The organism is Mediterraneibacter catenae, assembly GCF_008691045.1.
Classification (GTDB): Bacteria; Bacillota; Clostridia; order Lachnospirales; family Lachnospiraceae; genus Mediterraneibacter; species Mediterraneibacter ornithocaccae.
The window spans coordinates 19,474-39,536 of sequence record NZ_VMSO01000019.1 but is presented as its reverse complement, the minus strand read 5'-3'; the positions used below and the strand labels follow the sequence as shown (position 1 = coordinate 39,536).

At 44.1% G+C, this 20,063-nt stretch carries 17 protein-coding genes and 2 pseudogenes; 14 read left to right on the top strand and 5 right to left on the bottom strand.

Annotated elements, in window-relative coordinates:
* Positions 1-321 precede the first annotated feature (321 nt).
* Complete coding sequence (locus FNY66_RS12320) at positions 322-1,449, bottom strand: transposase (RefSeq protein WP_190324838.1); 1,128 nt, start codon at positions 1,447-1,449, stop codon at positions 322-324.
* A 75-nt stretch (positions 1,450-1,524) separates the two neighbouring features.
* Here FNY66_RS12320 and FNY66_RS12315 point away from each other — a divergent pair, with 75 nt between their 5' ends.
* Together FNY66_RS12315 and FNY66_RS12310 are read left to right on the top strand one after the other, a co-directional pair.
* Positions 1,525-2,166 carry an ankyrin repeat domain-containing protein gene (locus tag FNY66_RS12315; RefSeq protein WP_229409514.1) on the top strand — a complete coding sequence of 214 codons (642 nt, stop codon included), beginning with the start codon at positions 1,525-1,527 and terminating at the stop codon, positions 2,164-2,166.
* Positions 2,167-2,251: 85 nt separating this feature from the next.
* A complete protein-coding gene (locus tag FNY66_RS12310) occupies positions 2,252-3,673 on the top strand; it encodes a site-specific integrase (RefSeq protein ID WP_150311334.1) in 1,422 nt (473 codons plus the stop codon).
* Between the two features lie 780 nt (positions 3,674-4,453).
* On the opposite strand, the gene FNY66_RS12305 is transcribed toward FNY66_RS12310, so the two are convergent.
* Positions 4,454-4,693: a hypothetical protein gene (locus FNY66_RS12305; RefSeq protein WP_150311333.1), complete on the bottom strand. Its 240-nt coding sequence runs from the start codon at positions 4,691-4,693 to the stop codon at positions 4,454-4,456.
* Positions 4,694-4,696: 3 nt separating this feature from the next.
* Positions 4,697-5,386 carry a DUF3990 domain-containing protein gene (locus FNY66_RS12300; RefSeq protein WP_190324837.1) on the bottom strand — a complete coding sequence of 230 codons (690 nt, stop codon included), beginning with the start codon at positions 5,384-5,386 and terminating at the stop codon, positions 4,697-4,699.
* Positions 5,387-5,839: 453 nt separating this feature from the next.
* Between FNY66_RS12300 and FNY66_RS16280 the strand changes: the two are divergent.
* From FNY66_RS16280 to FNY66_RS12275, 5 genes and pseudogenes are all read left to right on the top strand, one after another.
* Positions 5,840-5,908: pseudogene (locus FNY66_RS16280) on the top strand (type II toxin-antitoxin system PemK/MazF family toxin); the annotation flags it as partial.
* An 8-nt stretch (positions 5,909-5,916) separates the two neighbouring features.
* Positions 5,917-6,129 (top strand): annotated as a pseudogene (locus FNY66_RS16195) (CD1108 family mobile element protein); the annotation flags it as partial.
* Positions 6,130-6,246: 117 nt separating this feature from the next.
* Complete coding sequence (locus tag FNY66_RS12285; RefSeq protein ID WP_150311331.1) at positions 6,247-7,293, top strand: Fic family protein; 1,047 nt, start codon at positions 6,247-6,249, stop codon at positions 7,291-7,293.
* 608 nt (positions 7,294-7,901) lie between these two features.
* On the top strand, positions 7,902-8,534 hold the full coding sequence (locus FNY66_RS12280; RefSeq protein WP_150311330.1) for a rubredoxin-like domain-containing protein: 633 nt from the start codon (positions 7,902-7,904) through the stop codon (positions 8,532-8,534).
* Positions 8,534-9,130, top strand: coding sequence for a rubredoxin-like domain-containing protein (locus FNY66_RS12275; RefSeq protein WP_202879163.1), 597 nt, complete (start codon positions 8,534-8,536; stop codon positions 9,128-9,130). The genes FNY66_RS12280 and FNY66_RS12275 overlap by 1 nt, the downstream gene beginning before the upstream one ends.
* Positions 9,131-9,466: 336 nt before the next feature.
* Here the strand turns inward: FNY66_RS12275 and FNY66_RS12265 are convergent, their stop codons facing one another.
* Both FNY66_RS12265 and FNY66_RS12260 read right to left on the bottom strand, forming a co-directional pair.
* Complete coding sequence (locus tag FNY66_RS12265; protein ID WP_150311329.1) at positions 9,467-10,048, bottom strand: 4Fe-4S binding protein; 582 nt, start codon at positions 10,046-10,048, stop codon at positions 9,467-9,469.
* Positions 10,045-10,254 (bottom strand): 4Fe-4S binding protein, encoded by a 210-nt coding sequence (locus tag FNY66_RS12260; RefSeq protein ID WP_150311328.1) that lies wholly within the window; start codon positions 10,252-10,254, stop codon positions 10,045-10,047. Before FNY66_RS12260 ends, FNY66_RS12265 begins: the two co-directional genes overlap by 4 nt.
* A gap of 655 nt (positions 10,255-10,909) precedes the next feature.
* Here FNY66_RS12260 and FNY66_RS12250 point away from each other — a divergent pair.
* The 7 genes from FNY66_RS12250 (at position 10,910) to FNY66_RS12220 (ending at position 20,042) form a co-directional block, all read left to right on the top strand.
* Positions 10,910-12,448 carry an amino acid adenylation domain-containing protein gene (locus FNY66_RS12250; protein WP_150311327.1) on the top strand — a complete coding sequence of 513 codons (1,539 nt, stop codon included), beginning with the start codon at positions 10,910-10,912 and terminating at the stop codon, positions 12,446-12,448.
* A gap of 42 nt (positions 12,449-12,490) precedes the next feature.
* Positions 12,491-13,747 (top strand): type III PLP-dependent enzyme domain-containing protein, encoded by a 1,257-nt coding sequence (locus FNY66_RS12245; protein ID WP_150311326.1) that lies wholly within the window; start codon positions 12,491-12,493, stop codon positions 13,745-13,747.
* A gap of 44 nt (positions 13,748-13,791) precedes the next feature.
* On the top strand, positions 13,792-14,019 hold the full coding sequence (locus tag FNY66_RS12240) for an acyl carrier protein (RefSeq protein WP_087149904.1): 228 nt from the start codon (positions 13,792-13,794) through the stop codon (positions 14,017-14,019).
* A 3-nt stretch (positions 14,020-14,022) separates the two neighbouring features.
* Positions 14,023-15,609, top strand: a complete 1,587-nt coding sequence (locus FNY66_RS12235) for an MBOAT family O-acyltransferase (RefSeq protein ID WP_150311325.1) — start codon at positions 14,023-14,025, stop codon at positions 15,607-15,609.
* Between the two features lie 33 nt (positions 15,610-15,642).
* Positions 15,643-16,593, top strand: coding sequence for an SGNH/GDSL hydrolase family protein (locus FNY66_RS12230; protein WP_150311324.1), 951 nt, complete (start codon positions 15,643-15,645; stop codon positions 16,591-16,593).
* A gap of 168 nt (positions 16,594-16,761) precedes the next feature.
* Positions 16,762-17,829, top strand: a complete 1,068-nt coding sequence (locus FNY66_RS12225) for a LacI family DNA-binding transcriptional regulator (RefSeq protein ID WP_150311323.1) — start codon at positions 16,762-16,764, stop codon at positions 17,827-17,829.
* 248 nt (positions 17,830-18,077) lie between these two features.
* Positions 18,078-20,042, top strand: coding sequence for a PTS beta-glucoside transporter subunit IIBCA (locus tag FNY66_RS12220; protein ID WP_150311322.1), 1,965 nt, complete (start codon positions 18,078-18,080; stop codon positions 20,040-20,042).
* Positions 20,043-20,063 lie beyond the last annotated feature (21 nt).

The window sequence follows — 20,063 nt, the reverse complement described above, 5'->3', positions numbered from 1 at the left end:
AACTACATGCCAAAAAGGAATGCGGAGTTGGATAGATAATAGTCTTATGAAGTTAGTAAGTATTCAAAGTGCTGGAAAACAGATTGACCTCATATGAGTTAATATCTTACTCCCCCTTTAGTACGGTGAAGTATATTATAGCATAGTTTTTATACAAAATATACGTCCTATAATTATTTTTATTTTTTATTTTATGATGTAGGTGTCAAAAGTCGATTGTTCAATGGCTTTTGGCACGCATACAGTTACTTTTGTTCTTTGACAACTGAATAAAACTATGTTTTTCAATGATGCATCATGATAACAAGGGGATTTATCCCTTTACGCCAGCTCAAAGCTTCTGCATCTTAACTTGCCTTTAGTAAAACGTATTAATTTACTGAAATTTAGGGCAGCAACTTTAAAGCCAAAGAACTGCTTTGTCTTCAGCTTTCCTCTTACCGGCATTTTGTCCACCGTGTATTTATTTCTGAGTATAGATGGAACTGTTTCCACTCCATTGCGAATTCGTCCTATGAATGTTCGGATTTCATCATTCATTAGTTCTGTAGACTCCAGAATTCGTCTTCTTGATTTTAGTGGAATAATCAGGCTGGCTGTCCTTTCTTTTACATTAGGATTACATTTGCTTTGGTAAGGGCAGCCTTCGCACTGATGTTTATAGAAAGATACTCGTATGGAATCCGTTTGTTTTATATAAGAACCGCTTTTAGGAACGTTGCCTGCCGGACAGCTGGTTATTTTATGTCCAGTTTCATCAAGCTCAAACTGTCCCAGTATCTCTTTGGGTTTGCGCCCAAGAAGTCCTGTAGTTAAAAGGTCCATGTTTTTATCGGCAGCCAGCCTGGAAGTTTCTTCGCTGGCATATGCACCGTCCGTAATGAGGGCAGATGTTTCTTCTGAAACTTCAGCGTTTTCCAGATATTCTTTGATAAATGAAGCATCGCTTCTTGTGTTAACGTCATACTGGTAGTCAACGATTACAGATCCTTTTTCATCTACAGCTTCAACAAGGTTTGCAGAATAGCCTTTGTGGGGTTTGCCTGCCTTGCTTCTGTAGGTTGCATCCGGATCTGATGGATTTTGCAAAATATCAGGAGTCATCCCGTCTTCCTTGGCCTTTGGAATCCGGTTGCCTTTATCATCATTTTTGGTCTGTTCATCGATGGCCCTCTGCAAAAGCTGATAATCATCCGTCTGACCATACTCATCCTTACATTTAGGCAGCAGGGAAATGGCATCGTTAATGACCTTTTGGATTTTTTCATTCTGTGGTGTGGACTGATCATGGTAAACTATGCGGTTTCTGTTATTCGGGTCTTCATAATCGTTCAGTCCTTCAAAAAGCTCCGTTTGTCCATTGCGTGCTATTTCACGAACGAGGTTTGCGAGACAAGTATATAAAAGTTCCAAACGCCCCATCTGACGGATGTTGGACTCAATCATCATACTGTCCATCCGCTTGATTATCGGAGCAATATCCATATATTTTCGAATGTTTTCCGCAAGAGAAACGATACAGTCGTGAATAAGATCCCTTCCAGTAACCAGTTCGTATGCGGCGTTTCTCTCGCGAAATCTGCTGAACGTACGGTCACTCAAAGGCTGGTTTTCATAACTGGTAGTATGCAGCGCATATTGGTATCTAAAATCAAACTCACATTCCTCAAGCGTGATTGCGGACGAAGATATTTTCCGGCCCTCTCTCATGCCATTCAAGCAAATGATTACGACCTTTTTTTATTTCTGCTGGAAGATTGTAAAGCGAATCCAAACGTAGGAAGTAGAAACCCATATGATGCAGGAAAAGTACGACAAAAGAATGAAGGGAATATGCCGCTAATGATTGCAGCATATGACGGAAGAAAAAAATTTGTAAGCGCTTTATGTAAAGATGAGCGAACTAGTATAAATCAGCAAGATGCCAATGGTTTTACTGCACTCATGAAAGCATGTATGAATGGTCACTTTTCAGATAACAGAGACAAATATACTTGGGATATAAAGAAAATTCTTAAGGATGCAGGAGCGGATGAGAAGATTGTAGATATTGATGGTAAGACTGCAGCAGATTGGATTGATGAGTATCATAGATCCGGCCCAAATAAAAAGCAATATACAAGGGGAAATGGAAAAAATAATCAGAGGAGAGGACAAAAAAGATGATAGATAGAATTTGTATATCTATAAACAATAGATGTAATCTGCGCTGTAGGTACGAATAATCGCCTGATGAACAGGAGGTAAACAGTTGGCTTCAATAGTAAAACGAAAAAAGAAATATGCTGTTGTATATAACTACACAGATGAAAACGGCGTTAAGAGACAGAAATGGGAAACCTATCCCACTCTTGCCGAAGCAAAGAAACGAAAAAATGAAGTTGAGTATCAACAGGATCAGGGAACATTTGTAATCCCTTCCTGTAAAACTCTGGATGAGTTGCTTGAAGAGTATATTGCTATTTATGGTGTGAATACCTGGGCACTCTCAACCTATGAAGCACGTAAGAGCATGATTGCAAATTACGTCAGCCCGATTATCGGTGATATGAAGATTGCGGATATTACGCCAAGAATCATGGATAAGTATTATCGTGATCTCCTGAAAGTAAAATCGGTATCAACCAAGTTCCATACCTGCAGAACAGAATATGTAACGCCGAGCAGAATCCGTGAGATTCATAAGATGCTCAGCACAGCATTTTCTCAGGCAGTGAAATGGGAGCTGATTCCGAGAAATCCGGTTGAGCATGCGACTCTTCCAAAGGAAGAAAAGAAAGAGCGTGCTATCTGGGATACTACAACACTGATCAAGGCACTGGATGCATGTGAAGATGACATGCTGAAGCTTGCCATCAATCTGGCATTTTCCTGTTCTCTTCGAATGGGCGAGATGCTGGGCCTGACCTGGGATTGTGTAGATATTTCCCAGACAAGCATTGATGAAGGTAAGGCTTTTATCTATGTAAACAAGGAACTGCAGAGAGCAAATCGCGAGGCTATGGAAGCCCTTAGCGATAAGGATGTAATCTTCAAGTTCCCACCGGTGATCAAGGCTACCAATACACGACTGGTGCTGAAGACACCCAAGACCAAGACTTCCGTTAGAAAGGTATTTCTTCCTAAGACTGTGGCTGAGATGCTGGTGAAGCACAAAGAAAGCCAGGACGAGCTGAAGGAACTCTTCGGACCGGAATATTTCGATTACGGTCTGGTATTTGCTACAACGAACGGACGCCCTGTTGAAGGTCAGATTATTAACCGTGCTTTTCATCAGCTGATCGTTGATAATGATCTTCCTCATGTAGTTTTCCATTCACTCAGGCACTCTTCTATTACTTATAAGCTGAAACTGAACGGCGGCGATATTAAAGCAGTTCAGGGTGACAGCGGACATGCTCAGGCCAAGATGGTAACTGATCAGTATTCCCACATCCTGGATGACGACCGCAGGGTTAATGCTCAGCGTCTGGAAGATGCGTTTTACGCATCAAGAGCTGAAACCGAAGAAGAAACTCCGGTCGAAGAAGTTAAGGAAGAAACTAAGGTTACGGAAGTTGATGTGGAAGTAACCGAACAGACACAGCAGCAGGCGGATCAGGAACTGCTTTTGAAGCTTCTTGCCAATCCGGAGATTGCTGCATTATTGAAGACTCTGGCGAAAAATCTTTAATCGGTTCAGAGATATATGCGAGGCTGAGCCGCCGGATTACCGCTGTGACTCAGCCTCATTTTTCAAGTCAGGAGGGCAAGTAAGATGATAAGAAGAAAGCATTCCAAGAACAGACAACAAGGTCCGCAATTGGCGAGACCACCTACTTTGTAACAAATGATTGAGTGATTTTTGAATACGAGATATAATAAGCATATCAGACAGCGCATCAATGACAGGTATTGAACCGGGTACTAAGACCTCTGGATTCAGACCTATGCCCGATTTTCAGAGTTTCTGCAAATTAGGGTGAAAATGAACGCTGTATAAAGCCAGTTTTCCATACTTTTTTCCATTCACTGGGAAGAACTTTAGAATGCTGGAAGTCGTTGAAAAATAAGGATTTTATGGACATTGGGACATCGTGACTCGAGGCCTGGGGGGCTTCTCCTAAGCGGTAGGTCGGGTGTTCGAATCACCTCGGGAACGTAGAAGAGAAGCCGAAATTCCTTGAAAAATCGAGGTTTTCGGCTTCTTTCATTTTTAGAAAAAATCCGAACACAGAACCTAACGGCGATTAGCAGTTCACAATTTGCTAATCAGAGCAAAATTTCTTCAAAAAATCCTGCTAATCAAAAAGTTGTACGTCGCTATTTCAATGAAAATAAATCAAAGTAAAAATTGTTATGAATACATGGAGCAATTACGCTTTTATGATCATACTCTCTCATGCAAGTAAAAAAGGGAACTTCCCGTGATGGGGAGTTCCCGACTTAAATATGCTGTACAATTTCAGATTGCCTATAATTCTTTCTGTTCCTGCTCTTCATAGAACCGATCTGCGATATATCCTGCTGACTCCGCCCAAAGCGTATTTTCAGTATTCTGCAGAGCCTGATACGTCTTAGAATGGTAGAAGGCTCCAGCGGCATCTTGGAAAGAAAGATGGTCCCTTTCCTTGATAATATCAATCACATCCCGGATCTGGATACACAGGTTCATCGTTATATCTTTGTTGTTAAAAAAATATTTTCCTTCCATGGCTTACGAAACCTCCTTTCGGGATTCCAATGTCAGGTGCTCCAGGGCAAGCGGTGTATGGAAAGACACTTGGTTGTTGACTTTATTATAGCGAAGCCTTTCTACAGCTTCCTCAGCTTTTAAAATACCTGACAGGTATAACTGTACTGTCTCCATTGTATTGTCATCTGCAACAGGTCCAACTACCACATCGTATGCGTGCTGGATGCCGCCTTTGGTGCGGTTCTCTTTGATAAATTCCAACCATTCCTGATCCAGAGCAGCAAAGTGCTTGATCTTCAGATCATCTGTCTGTCGAAATAGATAACGGTAAACATATCTGCCGCCCTGACGGGAGCGCAGATAAAGCCGTCTGGCCCATTTTTCTGCCTGAGTTTCTAATACCGTACAGTAAAATCCCCGGCCAAAGTCACGGCGGTTACGGGATTTCGCAAGATCAATCTTCTCAAATGCGATGTTGGAGCCGTGGTAAAGCACCAGTTCTGGAGCATTTTTTTTGATGATTTCTTCTACATATTGAAAAGTCTCTGTCGTATCTAATTGATGAAGCGTTTCGTGCTGTATCAGTATTTTTTCAAAAACCTGATGTTTACAGAAGAGATCAAAGACTTCGGCTTCGGATAGATGATGCTTTTGTGCGTAATACTCTACTGCCTGTACAGATAATATTTCTACATCTGATTGAATGCTCATATTCATCATTGCCTCCATTTTCACCTATTATACCAGAAATGAATTTATATTCCAACGGATTTATCCATGGAACAGACATATCATTTCCTGAGAGTTTGTTCACTCAATACAGAACGCATTTCTTAATAATTATGGGCAGAAATTTTTGGGGGACAGGATGGCTGCGCCTGTCCTATTGATTCCGGTTTTGCATCCGGAAGGGAGATAATCCGGGCAGGGAATAATGATACTTCTGTAATTCGCAGCCCGGCCATAAGGAAGGCGGGGAGATTAGATTCCTATGGAGCGGTTCGCAAGCCGCCGCCTGATGATTTCCCACCGGAGTTATCCTCCGTATTCTCAGGGGTGTCGTGGACAAATGTGAGAAAGATCATAACTTTTGTGGAAAAGTCGCCAGAGATTTCATTTTCAGCGGCTTTTCATTACATCCCGCACACATAAGGAGGAAGATAGATGATGAAAGAAAACTGGGTTTGCCGCAGAGGGGATATTTATATGGCAAATCTGAATCCATTTAAGGGTTCGGAGCAGGGAGGCCCCAGGTTGTTCTTGGTACTTCCTTTACTGCGGGAGATAAGGACATCCTGGGAGCAGATGAAGATTATACGGCTTTGGAAAATGATTTGCGGAGGCAGGTGGATAATATTGAATTCACCCATCCGGAATATGACGAGTACCGTTACTCTCTGGATGAAATCGGGCACAACCCTTATGAGCTTACGTCATATCTGACGGTCACATTTCTCTGATACTGTCCCATAATAAAGAACAGGAGAGAGTTTTTATCTCCGTCATTATATTGAAATCTCCGTCATTTTGGGATAAAATGACGGAGATAAGTTGGAAATGAGGTAGATACCATGCGGTTATTTGATTATAAAAAAGAACCGGAAAAACTTTTGACACCGGAGATCGTGCAAATGGTTTCCAGTATCCATGAACACAAAGGGAGGCAGGAGTTATTTCTTGAAGCCAATATTGACGAACTGAAAACCCTTCTGGAAGTTGCATTGATTCAAAGTACGGGAGCTTCCAACCGTATCGAAGGTATTTATACAACGAATAAGCGGTTGGAGGAACTGGTAAGCCAAAAAGCAGAACCCCGAAACCGTTCTGAACAGGAAATTGCAGGCTATCGCGAAGTGCTTGCTACCATTCACGAAAGTTATGAATACATTGTTCCCCGCTCCAATCTGATTTTGCAGCTGCATCGGGATTTGTATTCTTACTCTCAGAAAGCTGCTGGCGGAAGTTATAAAAACACTGATAATGTCATTGCTGAAACAGATGCAGAAGGAAATCAAAAGGCACGGTTTATTCCGGTTCCGGCATTTCAGACCGCAGAAGCGATGGAGGAACTTTGCAGAGAATTTTGGGAAGCCTGGGAAGCTGATCATATTGATAAACTTCTTCTGATTCCCATGTTTATTTTGGATTTTCTCTGTATCCATCCTTTTAATGACGGGAATGGACGCATGAGCCGCCTGCTGACCCTTCTGCTCTTCTATAAAGCCGGATATATTGTCGGGAAGTACATCAGTATGGAAATGCTGATTGAAAAAACTAAAGAAACCTATTATGAAGCATTGCAGGCAAGTTCAACCGGCTGGCATGAAAATGAGAACAGCTACGAACCTTTTGTAAAATATTATCTTGGTATTACGCTGAAAGCATACAATGAATTTGAAAGCCGTGTGGAACATTTGAAAAATCGTACACTTTCCAAGCCGGAACGAATCCGAGCCATGATTGACCAGAAGGTTGGAAAAATCACGAAAAAGGAAATCCTGGATGCCTGCCCTGACATCAGTAAAACAACGGTAGAACGCACTTTGACGGAGTTGGTAAAGAGTGGCTATATCGCCAAAGTCGGTTCGGGACCGGCTACCGGTTATGTCAGAATCTAAGTTATAGAAATACTTATCTCCGTCATTGATTGATAAAATGACGGAGATATTTTATAAATGAGGCAGATGCCTCTGTTACATAGCAGTTGTAGATTTTTGAATATAGATATTTTTACATAATTTTCAGATTAAATAAGCGTGTAGTAAGATTACAAAATTTAAAAATGAGATGTGATGTTGTAATAACAAATATAAGAGTACAGGATATATTGTTTTACGTGTTAATAGGGGCGAACAATCAACCTTCCACCTAAATTCACCTCTCCTGCTAATCACCCGCAAAGGAGTGCCTGAAAAATGCCTTTTATCTAGTTTGATTTTGCTTACATACGGTTGATACCTAACCGGTAGGTCGGGTGTTCGAATCACCTCGGGAACGTAGAAGAGAAGTCGAATTCCTTGGAAAAACGAGGGGTTCGGCTTTTTTTAATTTATGTCTTAGAATGGTAAAACACTCCAGCGGCATCTTGGAAAGAAAGATGATACTTTTGTGCGTAATTCCACTGCGCAGTTCCACTGATGTTTGTTGAAAGATCCCACGAAATATCATATACTGAAATCAATAATTTATCGTGAAAAATTTTCATTACAAAGGGAGGCGAACGTATATGAAACAATATGTCTGTTCTATCTGCGGCTATATCTACGATGAAGAGAAAAACGGCAGATGGGAAGATCTGCCCGATGACTGGAAGTGTCCGATCTGCCGCGCAGGCAAGGACGCGTTCAGATTGAAGGAGCAGAAAACGGAAGATGCGGCGAAACTTCCGAAGCCGGAAGTCGAAAGGGAGCTGTCTCCCATGGAGATGAGCATTATCTGTTCTAATCTGGCGCGTGGCTGCGAAAAGCAGTACCTTCCGGAACAGTCGGAGGACTTTAAAAAACTGGCTGAATTTTTTAGAAGCAAAGCAAAGCCCATAGAGGAGACAGGCACAGAAGAGCTCCTCGCCCTTGTCAATAAGGACCTGGAAGAGAGATATCCCTATGGAAATGCAGTGGCAGGCAGAGAACATGACAGAGGGGCGCTGCGGGCACTGACGTGGAGTGAAAAAGTAACAAGGATGCTGCAGTCGTTGCTCGCCCGTTACGAAGCAGAAGGCGATAAAATGCTTGAGAATACCTGCGTTTATATCTGCAGTGTCTGCGGCTTTGTCTATGTCGGAGATGAACCGCCGACACTTTGCCCGGTCTGCAAAGTACCGGCATGGAAATTTGAAAAAGCAGAAGGGAGGACAAACTGATGAGTAAAAATTATGCTGTCCGGAATTTAAGACTGTGTACCAAGGATTGTCTTTGCCTCTATGTCTGTCCTACAGGCGCGACCGATACAGAAAACAGTATTATCGATGTGGAGAAATGTATCGGATGCGGTGCCTGCGCTGCTGCATGTCCTTCTTCGGCTATTTCAATGGTGCCGGAGGAATATCCGCCCCAGCAGCCAAAGGAAGATACTACGGTGGAAGCTTTGAGGGCATTGATCCAGAGCAAGGCCAAGGCGGAAAATATAGCTGCGCAGATGCCCGGCGCGCTGAGCGCCGCTGTGGAAAAATCCTCCAGGCTCATGGCGGAAGATCTGTGCCGCGAGTCGGAATTTATGCTGCCTCAGAGCGCAAATACCAGAGCTTTTCTGGAACAGATCAAAAGCTATCCGGATGTTCCGGCTGAAGCGATAGAGCGTTTATTAAACACGATCTCATTTAATGAAAAGAAAAAGGAAGAAAGTACGGAAAAATGGAAATGCAGTGTCTGCGGCTACATACATGAAGGCCCTATGACGCCGGATTTTAAATGCCCTGTCTGCAGGCAGGGCGCGGATAAGTTTGTGAAGATCGAGTAAAGCTAAGGGGTCTTACCCTGTCGGTTCAGTTAGATTCTCTGAGGGAAGCGGCAAAAAAATACAGATAATGAGGAGGATGACTGTGCAGTATATAGTATTGATAGAGCTTGTTTTGATCATAATGGTTCTGGTGAGCTGCCTCAGAAAAAAAGACAGGGAAATCCGGATACTTCCGGAGAAAACCACCGTAATGAAATCTGGAATCATGCCAACACAATCCATCTGTATGCATCACTGACCGGGGAAGAAGACACATCGGCATCAGTGAAAGAAAAACAGGCGGAGATTATCCGCCTGTCTGAGAAAATACTGAGCTTACTCTGAAATAGCTGAGAGTTAAATCTCTTTGTTCATGTTTTTTGCTTTGCAGATTAGCTGTGTCATTGTTCCCATAGGGCAGTAGACACACCAACTGCGGGGCTTAAAGAGCACCATGGTGATCAGGCCAAGCACTGTGGATGTAAGCATTACACTGTAAAAGCCGAAAGAGAACTGGGCAACACCTTTATGGAACAATGTGCCGTGATAAGCCCAATGCCACGGAACGTTAAAGGTCCACAGCAGCGTCACTGCCTGCTTCAGATCCCGAGCACCTGAAAATACCAGATAAGTATTCCAGAGCATCAGGAAAAACATTGTAAAGAAGAACACCAAAAATCCGTATCTGAACCATTTGCGTTTCATCCACCTTGGAATATCTTTCTTACGGGAAAGACCAAAGCGGCCGCCCAGCAGCCCAAATAACTGTCCTCTGCTGCAGTAGCGGTTGCAGTATCCTTTTGTTCCTTTAACCAGTGAAATGATCAGGGGAACAAAAAAGCAGATCAGGCCCAGCCATGCGAACAGGATATTGAAGAATCCCAGGATCAGATAAGTGAGAGAGAAGATCCATAAATAATCATACCATTTCTTTTTCATGTTCCCACCTCCCGGATTTCGATTACGCTGGCAGGACATTCTTTCGCACATTTTCCACAGCCGACACACTTGGCCATATCTACCTGTGCCATGATTCCCGCTATGACTCGTATTGCCCCCAGCGGGCAGACTTTCACGCAGCAGCTGCATGCTACGCAGTCGGGCTGCTGAACAAATGCTTTTCGTTTCTTTTTGGTTTTATTCATATTAGTTTTCCTCCCAGTATATCGGTCCTATTATATAATGAATATGATTCCGTTTCTGTGACTATATCACTAAGGAGAAGATATTTATTATAATGAAATTGTGGAGTTACAGCAAGAATGAAAGGGGTGATAAAATGTTGACCATACTATTTTTAATATGTCTGCTCTGGATTTTTGGGAAGCTGTTCTTATTTGGGATTAAGGCAACATGGGGGATTTTAAAGATTCTATTGACTGTTATCCTGATCCCGGTAATATTGGTTGGAATGGTTATAGCTGGGCTTATATATATCGCATTCCCGATCCTGATCGTAATAGGAATTGTTTCTTTTGTAGTTTCCCGATCATGATTTGTAAAATAGAGAAATAAAGATATTGTTGTCTTATTAAATACTATGGCATTGATAAGATATCTATCAAAAAGTTGAAAATTCTTTGTGAAAAACGAAGATTACAGAGAATTATAAAATGCAGCAGTTATTAAACCACCGAAGATTTTGAAATAATCTTAATCTCCGGTGGTTTTTTTATATTGTTGTATCATATGCTTTCATAAAATATCCCTTTTTAATTAAAAATACCTTAAGAATCTGTACAATGCATATTAAAAAACATCAATCATAATGGAGCCATCTTAAAAGCAAGGGGTGACAACATGATACAAATCAATCAGATAAAACAGAAGAAGAATATTCTTGATTTTCTGCACGACACAGAAGATCGTTATGGATACAGTACAGCAGTGACCGACGGCCGTTGTTCGATGACATGGCATGAACTGACAGTCACGGCAAAACGGATTGGAAGTGCAATAAGCCGGTATACAGTACCGGGCAGTCCGGTTCCCGTGATGATGGAGAAAAGCCCGCTTACACTGGCAGCTATGCTGGGAGCTGTCTATGCCGGATGTTTTTATGTCCCGGTCAATCCGGACAATCCTCCGGAGCGTCTGGAGAAGATATTTCAGACTCTGGAAGCAGAAATCATAATAACGGATCGGCAGACGAGGAAATTCCTTTCAGGTGAGATGGTTACAGGAAAATGTGTACTTGCAGAAGATCTTGCAGAGGAAGAAATTCGGGAAGACATACTTGCCGCAATCCGGGAGAATGCGAAGGAGACGGACATTTTATACGGACTGTTTACATCGGGATCCACCGGAACGCCGAAGGCAGTGGCAGTAAGTCACGGGGCTGTAATCCGGTTTATCGGACACTTCACAGAGATATTCGGAATCAGTCACGACGATGTGATCGGCAACCAGGCCCCGTTTGATTTTGATGTCTCTGTGAAGGACATTTATTCTTCGCTGATGACAGGAGCGGAGCTGGCGCTCATTCCGAAGGAGTATTTTTCCACACCTCCGAGACTCCTGGATTATCTCTGTGAGAGAAGGGTCACGACACTGACCTGGGCGGTATCGGCACTGACGCTTGTTTCTTCACTTAAAGGACTGAAATACCGTGTACCGGAGCATGTGAATAAGGTTATGTTCAGCGGTGAGGCTATGCCGCCTAAGCAGCTCAGGCTGTGGCAGGAAGCTCTTCCGAATGCCAGATTCGTGAATCTGTACGGACCGACAGAGATTACCTGTAACTGTACATATTACAGGGTAGAGAGAGAGTACGAAGATGGAGAGAAGATACCGATCGGTAATGCATTTCCGGGCAGAACAGTATTTCTCCTTGATGAGGCGGAACAGGAAATTGCTGTTCCTGGTGTTCCGGGAGAAATCTGTGCCGCAGGAGAGTCGCTTGCACAGGGATATTACAGAAATGAGGAACAGACAGATAAACAGTTTGTTATGTACCCGGTCGGAGGCGGAGAACTGCAGAGAATTTACAGGACCGGTGATCTGGGATATTACGACAAAGAGGGAAGGCTTGTATTTGCAGGAAGGAAAGATTTCCAGATCAAACATATGGGGCACAGAATCGAGCTGGAGGAGATAGAGAGTGCCATGAATGCAGTTGAGAATGTGCAGAGGAGCTGCTGTATATTCCAGGAGGAGAAAAACCGTATCATCGGGTTTTATATGGGAGAAATAGAACCGTCAGGGATCAGGAAGAAACTTAAGGAGAAACTTCCTGTCTATATGGTCCCGCCGAAACTGATCCGGATGCAGGTCATGCCACTCAATAAAAACGGCAAAACAGACAGAAACTATTTGAAGAAAATGGCAGCACAGGTATAGAAACAGCAACACTGTAAAAAAGAAAATAAGGAAGGAGAAAATATGCGAAGAGAACAGTTGGAATATGCGGCAGCCCGTTATGGTACACCGCTATATATATTTGATCTTGATATACTTAAACGTCAGACAGACAGGCTGAGAGGAGCGCTTGGAGATAAGACGGGACTTTGTTATGCGATGAAAGCAAATCCGTTTCTGACAAGACAGATGGCCGAGAAGGTGGACCGGATTGAAGTATGCTCAATGGGAGAGTTCGAAATATGCCGCCGGCTGGAGATTCCTCCGGAGAAGCTCTTCATATCCGGAGTACTCAAGAAAAAGGAGGATATATACAAAATACTGGATATTTGCCAGGACCGGTGCAGGTATACGGTAGAATCCGTGAAACAGCTGCATTATTTTCTCGAGTGGAGCGACGCGCATATGAAAGTGCTCAGACTTTATCCGAGGCTTACGAACGGAAGTCAGTTCGGTATGGATGAGGACACATTACGGAGCGTGATCAGTATCGTAAACATGAGTCCGTATCTGGAAATCGAGGGAATACATTACTTCTCGGGAACGCAGAAGCGCAGGGTCAGACAGTTTCAGGAAGAGCTTGAAATGCTTGATAAATTACTGCTGAAAATGCGGAATGAATGGAAGGTAAGGATTGAACATCTGGAATACGGTCCCGGAACAGCTGTGCCGTATTTTAAGGGAAAAGAGGCGAAGACTTATACAGATGAAGGACTTGACAGCTTAAGAGAAGCAATCGGTTCTATGCAGTGGAAGGGAAATGTGACAATAGAACAGGGCAGAGCGTTCGCGGCAGAATGCGGATATTACCTGACAGAGATCAGAGATGTGAAGAAAAATAAAGACACGCACTACTGTATTGTAGACGGAGGAAATCATCAGCTTAACTATGACGGACAGATCAGGGGGATGTACCATCCGGATATCCAGGTTATTCCGGGAGACAACAGAGGACAGAGGAAGAAATGGACAGTCTGCGGAGCGCTTTGTACGATGAATGACGTTCTGTGCAGTGATGTGGAGCTTGCGGATGTACGGACCGGAAGAGTGCTTGTATTTGAAAGAACAGGTGCATATTCGGCGATGGAAGGAATGGCACTTTTCTTAAGCCATTCACTGCCTGCTGTTGTTTCATACGATAGGAATACAGGCTGGTCGCTTTTGAGAGATCATCAGCCCACCTATATATGGAATATGCCCGATGAATCTCTTAAAGAGACGGAAAGCTCAGCAGATAATATTCTGATCAATGAAGCAGAACTTAGTGCGGTAAATTTTTAAATAAATATAAACAGGATTTATAAGATATAAGGAGGAATACCACAATGGAAAAACTGATGAATATACTGATGGAGATTGATGACAGCATTGATTATGAAAATGAAAAAGCACTGATCGACGGCAGGCTGCTGGATTCATTCGGTGTGATCACGCTTGTATCGGAGCTGGAAGATGCATATGATATTGAAATCGAAGCATCAGAGATGATACCGGACAATTTTAATTCAGCAGAAGCAATCTACAAGATGGTACTGAGACTTCAGGAGAACTAGTATATGACATATGAATCATTGGTATACGGTTTTGTATTTCTGCCGCTGTGTCTGGCAGCATATCAGATTGTTCCGCAGAGATGGCGCAGGCGGGTTCTGCTGGTGTTCAGCTATCTGTTCTTCTGGCTGATCAGCAGAAATCTGATCGTCTATCTGCTGGGAACTACAGTGTTCGTACATTGTATCGGAATCTGGCTTGAATGGCTCAAATCAGAACAGAAGACAGAACTGGCGTCTGCCGACAGAAGCGAAAAAAAGAAAATAAAAGGGATATATCAGCAAAAATCCAGGCGGGTGCTTGCATTTGGCGTGCTGGCACTCCTCGGTATACTTGCATATCTGAAATACTACAATTTCTTTGTGAGCAACGTAACAGGCATTTTGGGTAATGTACTGCCGTTTACTCTGGAACAGAAAAAGATCCTGATGCCGATCGGAATCTCGTTTTACACACTGCAGGCGATTGGTTATATGGCGGATGTATACTGGGGAAAGATCCGGGCAGAGGGAAAACTGGAAAAGACGGCTCTGTTCCTTGCATTTTTTCCACAGATCATGGAAGGACCAATCTGCAGATATTCGGATACAAGCGATACCCTGTATGAGGGAAGACCGCTTAATATGGACAATCTGACCAGCGGGTATATCAGAATATTCTGGGGATTGTTTAAGAAAAAGGTGATCGCTGACAGGCTGGCGATTGCCGTAGGTATGATTTTTAGTAATTATACATCGTACAGCGGTGTCGTTATAGCAGCAGGGGCTATTGCATATACAATACAGCTCTATATGGAATTCTCCGGATGTATGGACATCATTATCGGGAGCGGAGAGCTGTTCGGAATCAGACTTCCGGAGAATTTCCGTCAGCCGTTCTGTGCCCAGAGCGCAGCAGAATTCTGGCGCAGATGGCACATCAGTCTGGGGACATGGTTTAAGACATACATTTTCTATCCGGTATCCATGTCATCCCCGGTAAAAAAGTGGAATCAGTACGGAAGAAAGCATTTAGGAAAATATATAACGATGCTGGGGACGTCTGCCATAGCACTTTTTCCTGTGTGGATATGCAATGGTTTGTGGCATGGGGCAAGATGGAGTTACATCTTTTACGGAATGTATTATTTTACTCTGATTCTTCTGGGAATAGCGGTGGAACCGGTGAGGGACCGGATCCTCAATACATTTCATATCAGTGACCAGTCTGTATGGCTTAAATTTGTCCGGATTGCAAAGACATGGGTTATCATATTTGCAGGTGAACTGTTCTTCAGAGCAGATGGCCTGCGTGCAGGAATCTCCATGTTCAGAAGTATTTTTACAGACTTTGATCTCAATGCACTTACGGATGGAAGTCTGTTTAATCTGGGGCTCGGAAGGGCTGATATGATCGCCATAGCGGTCGGGTGTGTTGTTGTGGCAGTGGTCGGCTCCGTCAAAGAAAGAGGGACAGATGTGAGAAAAAGTCTTTTCCGCAGACCGGTATTTGTCCGCTGGGCTCTTTGCTATGCATTGATGCTTGCAGTAATAGTAGTCTCTGCATACGGGGACGGTTACCAGACCATAGATATGATTTATGCAGGATTTTAAAATGATTAAGATATGTCCGAAAAGGAGGAAGATTTGAAGAAAAAGAAGCGAATTATTCTGTTTTTATTAATATTTGTGCTGCTGATGGGAACATGTTCTGCCGGAATACAGATCGTGGCAAAAAATATAAATGGATCGGTAAGCGGACGGAGCCGTGTATTTGCATCTGTCAGTGCCGAGAAGAAACATACGATTGATCTTCTGGTAGCCGGGGACAGCGAAAGCTATACGTCAGTCTCCCCGATGGATCTGTGGGATAAGACGGGAATCGCTGCATACGACTGCGGTCAGCCGGGGCAGCGGATACAGGAGACTTATTATGTACTGAAGACCGCGTTTAGAACACAGTCGCCTAAGATGGTGCTTCTCGAGACGAATACGATGTTCCGTGATCCGGGATTTCTGAAAAATCTCCAGATGTCACTGACAGAGCCTCTCAGCTATTATTTCCCGATATTTAAGTTTCACAATGCGTGGAAAGCACTGTTTGACGGTCCGGGCATATTGCAAAATGCATATAAAGGCTTTGAGATACGAAATAAAGTCGTATCGTATGAGGGCGATGAGGAATATATGAAAGAGACAAAAGACAAAACGGATATTCCGGAAGTTGTACGGATTTATATGGAAAAAATAAGAAATCTGTGCAGGAAGAACGGTGCCGAGCTTGTGCTTATGAGCGCTCCGTCGCCTAAGAACTACGACTATAAGAAGCACAATGCGCTGGAAGAGTATGCAAAAGAAAAGGACCTTCCGTATATCGACCTGAATCTTAAATACCGTGATATAGGCATCGACTGGAAGAAGGACAGTTACGATAAAGGTGATCATCTCAATATACTCGGGGCCAGGAAGGTGACAGATTATATGGGAAAATATCTGCAAGACAATTATGGGCTGCCAGACAGGAGAGGTGATGACGGATGGAAAGACTGGCATGAACTGGCACGTCAGTATTTTGAGGAATTAAAGAAAAAAATTTGATACAGAATATAAATCAGTATCGCCGCAATCGGACCGACAGCGCAAATATAAGCGTTGCAAATCGATTGCGGCGATTATATACTTGAAGAAAACACGGTGTGTAATAAGGTGGCATACCGGGAAAATCTATATTCGGATATTACAGAAAATGAAAGAGGGATAATCGTCATGACGATCAAGGAGATCGCACAGCTTGCCGGAGTATCAAGTGCTGCTGTATCGAGATATTTAAATGGAGGTTATATCAGCGAAGAGAAGAAAGATCAGATCAGAAAAGTGATTGAAGAGACTGGATATCAGCCTTCTGCGCAGGCGAGGATACTGCGCACGAAGAAGGCATGTCTTGTGGGTGTTGTCGTGCCTAAGATCAATTCCGAGACGATTAGCCGCGTCACTGCAGGAATCGAACAGGTCCTCTCCAGCCGCGGATACCAGATGCTCCTGGCCAGCACGGATAACGATCCGGTTAAAGAAATTACCTATCTGAAACTGTTTGAGAGTTATCCGGTGGATGGCATTGTTCTGATCGGAACAGTTATCACGGGGGATCACAGAAAGTTTCTGAAGAACGCAAAGGTTCCTGTCGTTGTGGTAGGACAGTATACGAAATATGCAAACTGTATCTATCATGATGATCACGGAGCAGGAAAAGCTATGGGAAAACTGGTGGCAGCCCGGCTGAAATCTCCGTCAGCAGGCAGCGCTGATACAGCACCTTCCGGAAGTAAGTATGGAAAAGCAGCATATATCGGTGTGACAAAAGAAGATAAAGCTGTCGGAATAGCCCGTGAAGACGGGTTCCGTTCGGGACTTAAGGCAGAAGGGATCGAGCTCGAACCGGAGTATATAAGAACAGCCGATTTTACAATGGACGCCGGATATCGTGCGGCTATGGATCTTCTGGAGAGCAGGGATGATATCAGGATTATTTCATGTGCTACAGACACTATTGCAGCCGGGGCAATTGAGGCTCTTCTTGCACACCGAAGAAAGGAAATACCCCGGTCCGCGGTCGGTTCAGCTACAAGGATGCAGTATATTCTGGATCACTCGGAAATACAGGTGACAGGTTTTGGTGACAACCAGTTTTTAAAGGCAGTGACAGGCGGTATCTCTACAGTGCATTTCGGGTATAAGACAAGCGGGATCCGCGGGGCAGAACTGCTCCTCGATGTGATCGAGCGGGGAGAGAAGATCCCGATCGAGATGAAGCTGGGGTTTCGCCTGGTAGAGTAATCCACAGGTACGGTATGTATTGCCGGGTGATAAAATGAGATATCGATTTCACATATAGCGAAATATAAAAACGCGATAAGAAGGGTACGGATTATCACGTAACACCATATATTCTCCGTAAGAAGTGCAATATGCACAAAATTAAACATGAAATATCGGTAAAAATGCCCTCTTTACAAATGACATTTTTACCGATATTATTTATATGAAAATATGAAATCGATTACACAAAGGAAGGGAGAGTCACTATGGATTACAGAAAGACCGCACAGGATATACTGGATAAAGTAGGCGGCGGCAAGAATATCGTGTCTGCCGCACACTGTGCAACAAGGCTCCGCCTTGTCATTGCCGATAACAGCAAGGCAGATAAGACAGCCATAGAAAATGTAGAGGGAGTAAAGGGAGTGTTCGAGGCATCCGGACAGCTTCAGATTATTCTCGGAACAGGAACAGTAAACAAAGTATTTGACGAGTTCATCTCTATTGCGGGCATTACTGCCAGCTCAAAGGCTGAGGCGAAGGAAGCCGCAGCACAGAAGCAGAATGTATTTATGAGGGCGATCAAGCTGCTGGGCGATATCTTTGTACCGATCATTCCGGCCATCGTGGCCAGCGGTTTCCTCATGGGTATCATGAATTCTCTGGACTTCATGATAAACAACGGTTTCATCAATATGGACACGAGCAGTTCGATCTATGTGTTTGCAAATCTGTTCAGCAACACGGCATATACATTCCTGCAGATCCTCATTGCATTCTCCGCAGCGAAGGCTTTCGGCGCCAATCCGTATCTGGGCGCGGTCATCGGTATGATCATGATCAACCCGTCACTGCAGAACGCATATACGGTGGCAACGGAGGGAGTACAGCAGACACAGTCAGTATTCTTCGGACTGTATGATATAGACATGGTAGGATATCAGGGGCATGTCATCCCTGTAGTCATCGCGGTATGGCTCCTCTCTGTTATTGAGAAGAAGCTGCACAAGATCGTACCGGAAGTGCTCGACCTCTTTGTGACGCCGCTTGTCAGTGTATTTGTTACCGGATATCTTACATTATCAATTATCGGACCGGTCTTCGTATGGGCGGAAAATGCGATACTGGGCGGCATCCAGTGGTTGCTCACACTGCCTCTCGGAATCGGAAGTCTCATCATGGGTGCTCTGTACGCACCGACTGTCGTGACAGGTATTCATCAGATGTACACAGCTATTGATATCGGACAGATCGCACAGTACGGCGTTACATACTGGCTGCCGCTCGCAAGCGCAGCAAATGTGGCTCAGGGAGCAGCGGCTCTCGCAGTCGCACTGAAATCAAAAGATAAGAAGATCAAGTCACTGGCGCTTCCGTCATCCTTAAGTGCATTCATGGGAATAACGGAGCCGGCAATCTTCGGTGTGAACTTAAGATTCTTCAAACCATTCATCGCAGGATGTATCGGCGGCGGATGCGGCGCACTGTATGCATCTATCGTACACCTTGGGGCAAAGGGCACCGGAGTGACCGGTATCTTCGGTATCCTGCTCTGTCTGGAACAGCCGGTACAGTATCTGATAGAAATGATCATCGCGGTTGGCGTTGCATTTGTTATCTCATTCCTGATCTATCGTGACGCAAAGCCGGAGACGGCAGCCGGCGGCACCGCGTCCGGTGCAGCGGCAGGTGCGGCGATCGCAGATCATGCCGCAGAAGGAGCTTCATCTGTTATGGAAGAAACAGATGAAAACGACAGTGTCAAAGCGGTTCCGGCAGAAGAGGAGATCAAGAGCCCTGTAAAGGGTAAAGTGATCCCGCTCGCAGAAGTGACTGATGAGACATTTGCATCCGAGATGCTCGGGACAACAGTTGCCGTAGAGCCGGAGGACGGGAAAATCGTGGCACCGTGCGACGCGGAAGTGCTCAATGTGTTCGATACAGGACATGCAGTATGCCTTACCACACAGAGCGGCGGTGAGCTCCTGATCCATGTAGGAGTCGATACGGTCAAAATGGAAGGTAAAGGCTTTACAAAGAAAGTATCCGACGGCGCAAAGGTACATGCGGGGGATGTATTGATCGAGGCAGATCTGGACACGATACGTGCAGCAGGTTACCCGGCGACTACTATGGTTATCCTGACAAATGCGGATGATTTCGCAGAGGTGACGAAAGCGGAACCGGGACCGGCGGCAATCGACCAGACTATCATGAACCTGAAAAAATAAGTAAAGAAAACGATAAGTAAT

Bases quoted from the DNA above. Each gene is read 5' to 3' on its own strand.
- FNY66_RS12285 (WP_150311331.1), top strand. From the start codon at position 6,247: ATGCGGTTATTTGATTATAAAAAAGAACCGGAAAAACTTTTGACACCG.
- FNY66_RS12300 (WP_190324837.1), bottom strand. From the start codon at position 5,386: ATGAGCATTCAATCAGATGTAGAAATATTATCTGTACAGGCAGTAGAG.
- FNY66_RS12305 (WP_150311333.1), bottom strand. From the start codon at position 4,693: ATGGAAGGAAAATATTTTTTTAACAACAAAGATATAACGATGAACCTG.
- FNY66_RS12225 (WP_150311323.1), top strand. From the start codon at position 16,762: ATGACGATCAAGGAGATCGCACAGCTTGCCGGAGTATCAAGTGCTGCT.
- FNY66_RS12260 (WP_150311328.1), bottom strand. From the start codon at position 10,254: ATGAATAAAACCAAAAAGAAACGAAAAGCATTTGTTCAGCAGCCCGAC.
- FNY66_RS12235 (WP_150311325.1), top strand. From the start codon at position 14,023: ATGACATATGAATCATTGGTATACGGTTTTGTATTTCTGCCGCTGTGT.
- FNY66_RS12275 (WP_202879163.1), top strand. From the start codon at position 8,534: ATGAGTAAAAATTATGCTGTCCGGAATTTAAGACTGTGTACCAAGGAT.
- FNY66_RS12245 (WP_150311326.1), top strand. From the start codon at position 12,491: ATGCGAAGAGAACAGTTGGAATATGCGGCAGCCCGTTATGGTACACCG.
- FNY66_RS12240 (WP_087149904.1), top strand. From the start codon at position 13,792: ATGGAAAAACTGATGAATATACTGATGGAGATTGATGACAGCATTGAT.
- FNY66_RS12265 (WP_150311329.1), bottom strand. From the start codon at position 10,048: ATGAAAAAGAAATGGTATGATTATTTATGGATCTTCTCTCTCACTTAT.
- FNY66_RS12320 (WP_190324838.1), bottom strand. From the start codon at position 1,449: ATGATGATTGAGTCCAACATCCGTCAGATGGGGCGTTTGGAACTTTTA.
- FNY66_RS12250 (WP_150311327.1), top strand. From the start codon at position 10,910: ATGATACAAATCAATCAGATAAAACAGAAGAAGAATATTCTTGATTTT.
- FNY66_RS12280 (WP_150311330.1), top strand. From the start codon at position 7,902: ATGAAACAATATGTCTGTTCTATCTGCGGCTATATCTACGATGAAGAG.
- FNY66_RS12220 (WP_150311322.1), top strand. From the start codon at position 18,078: ATGGATTACAGAAAGACCGCACAGGATATACTGGATAAAGTAGGCGGC.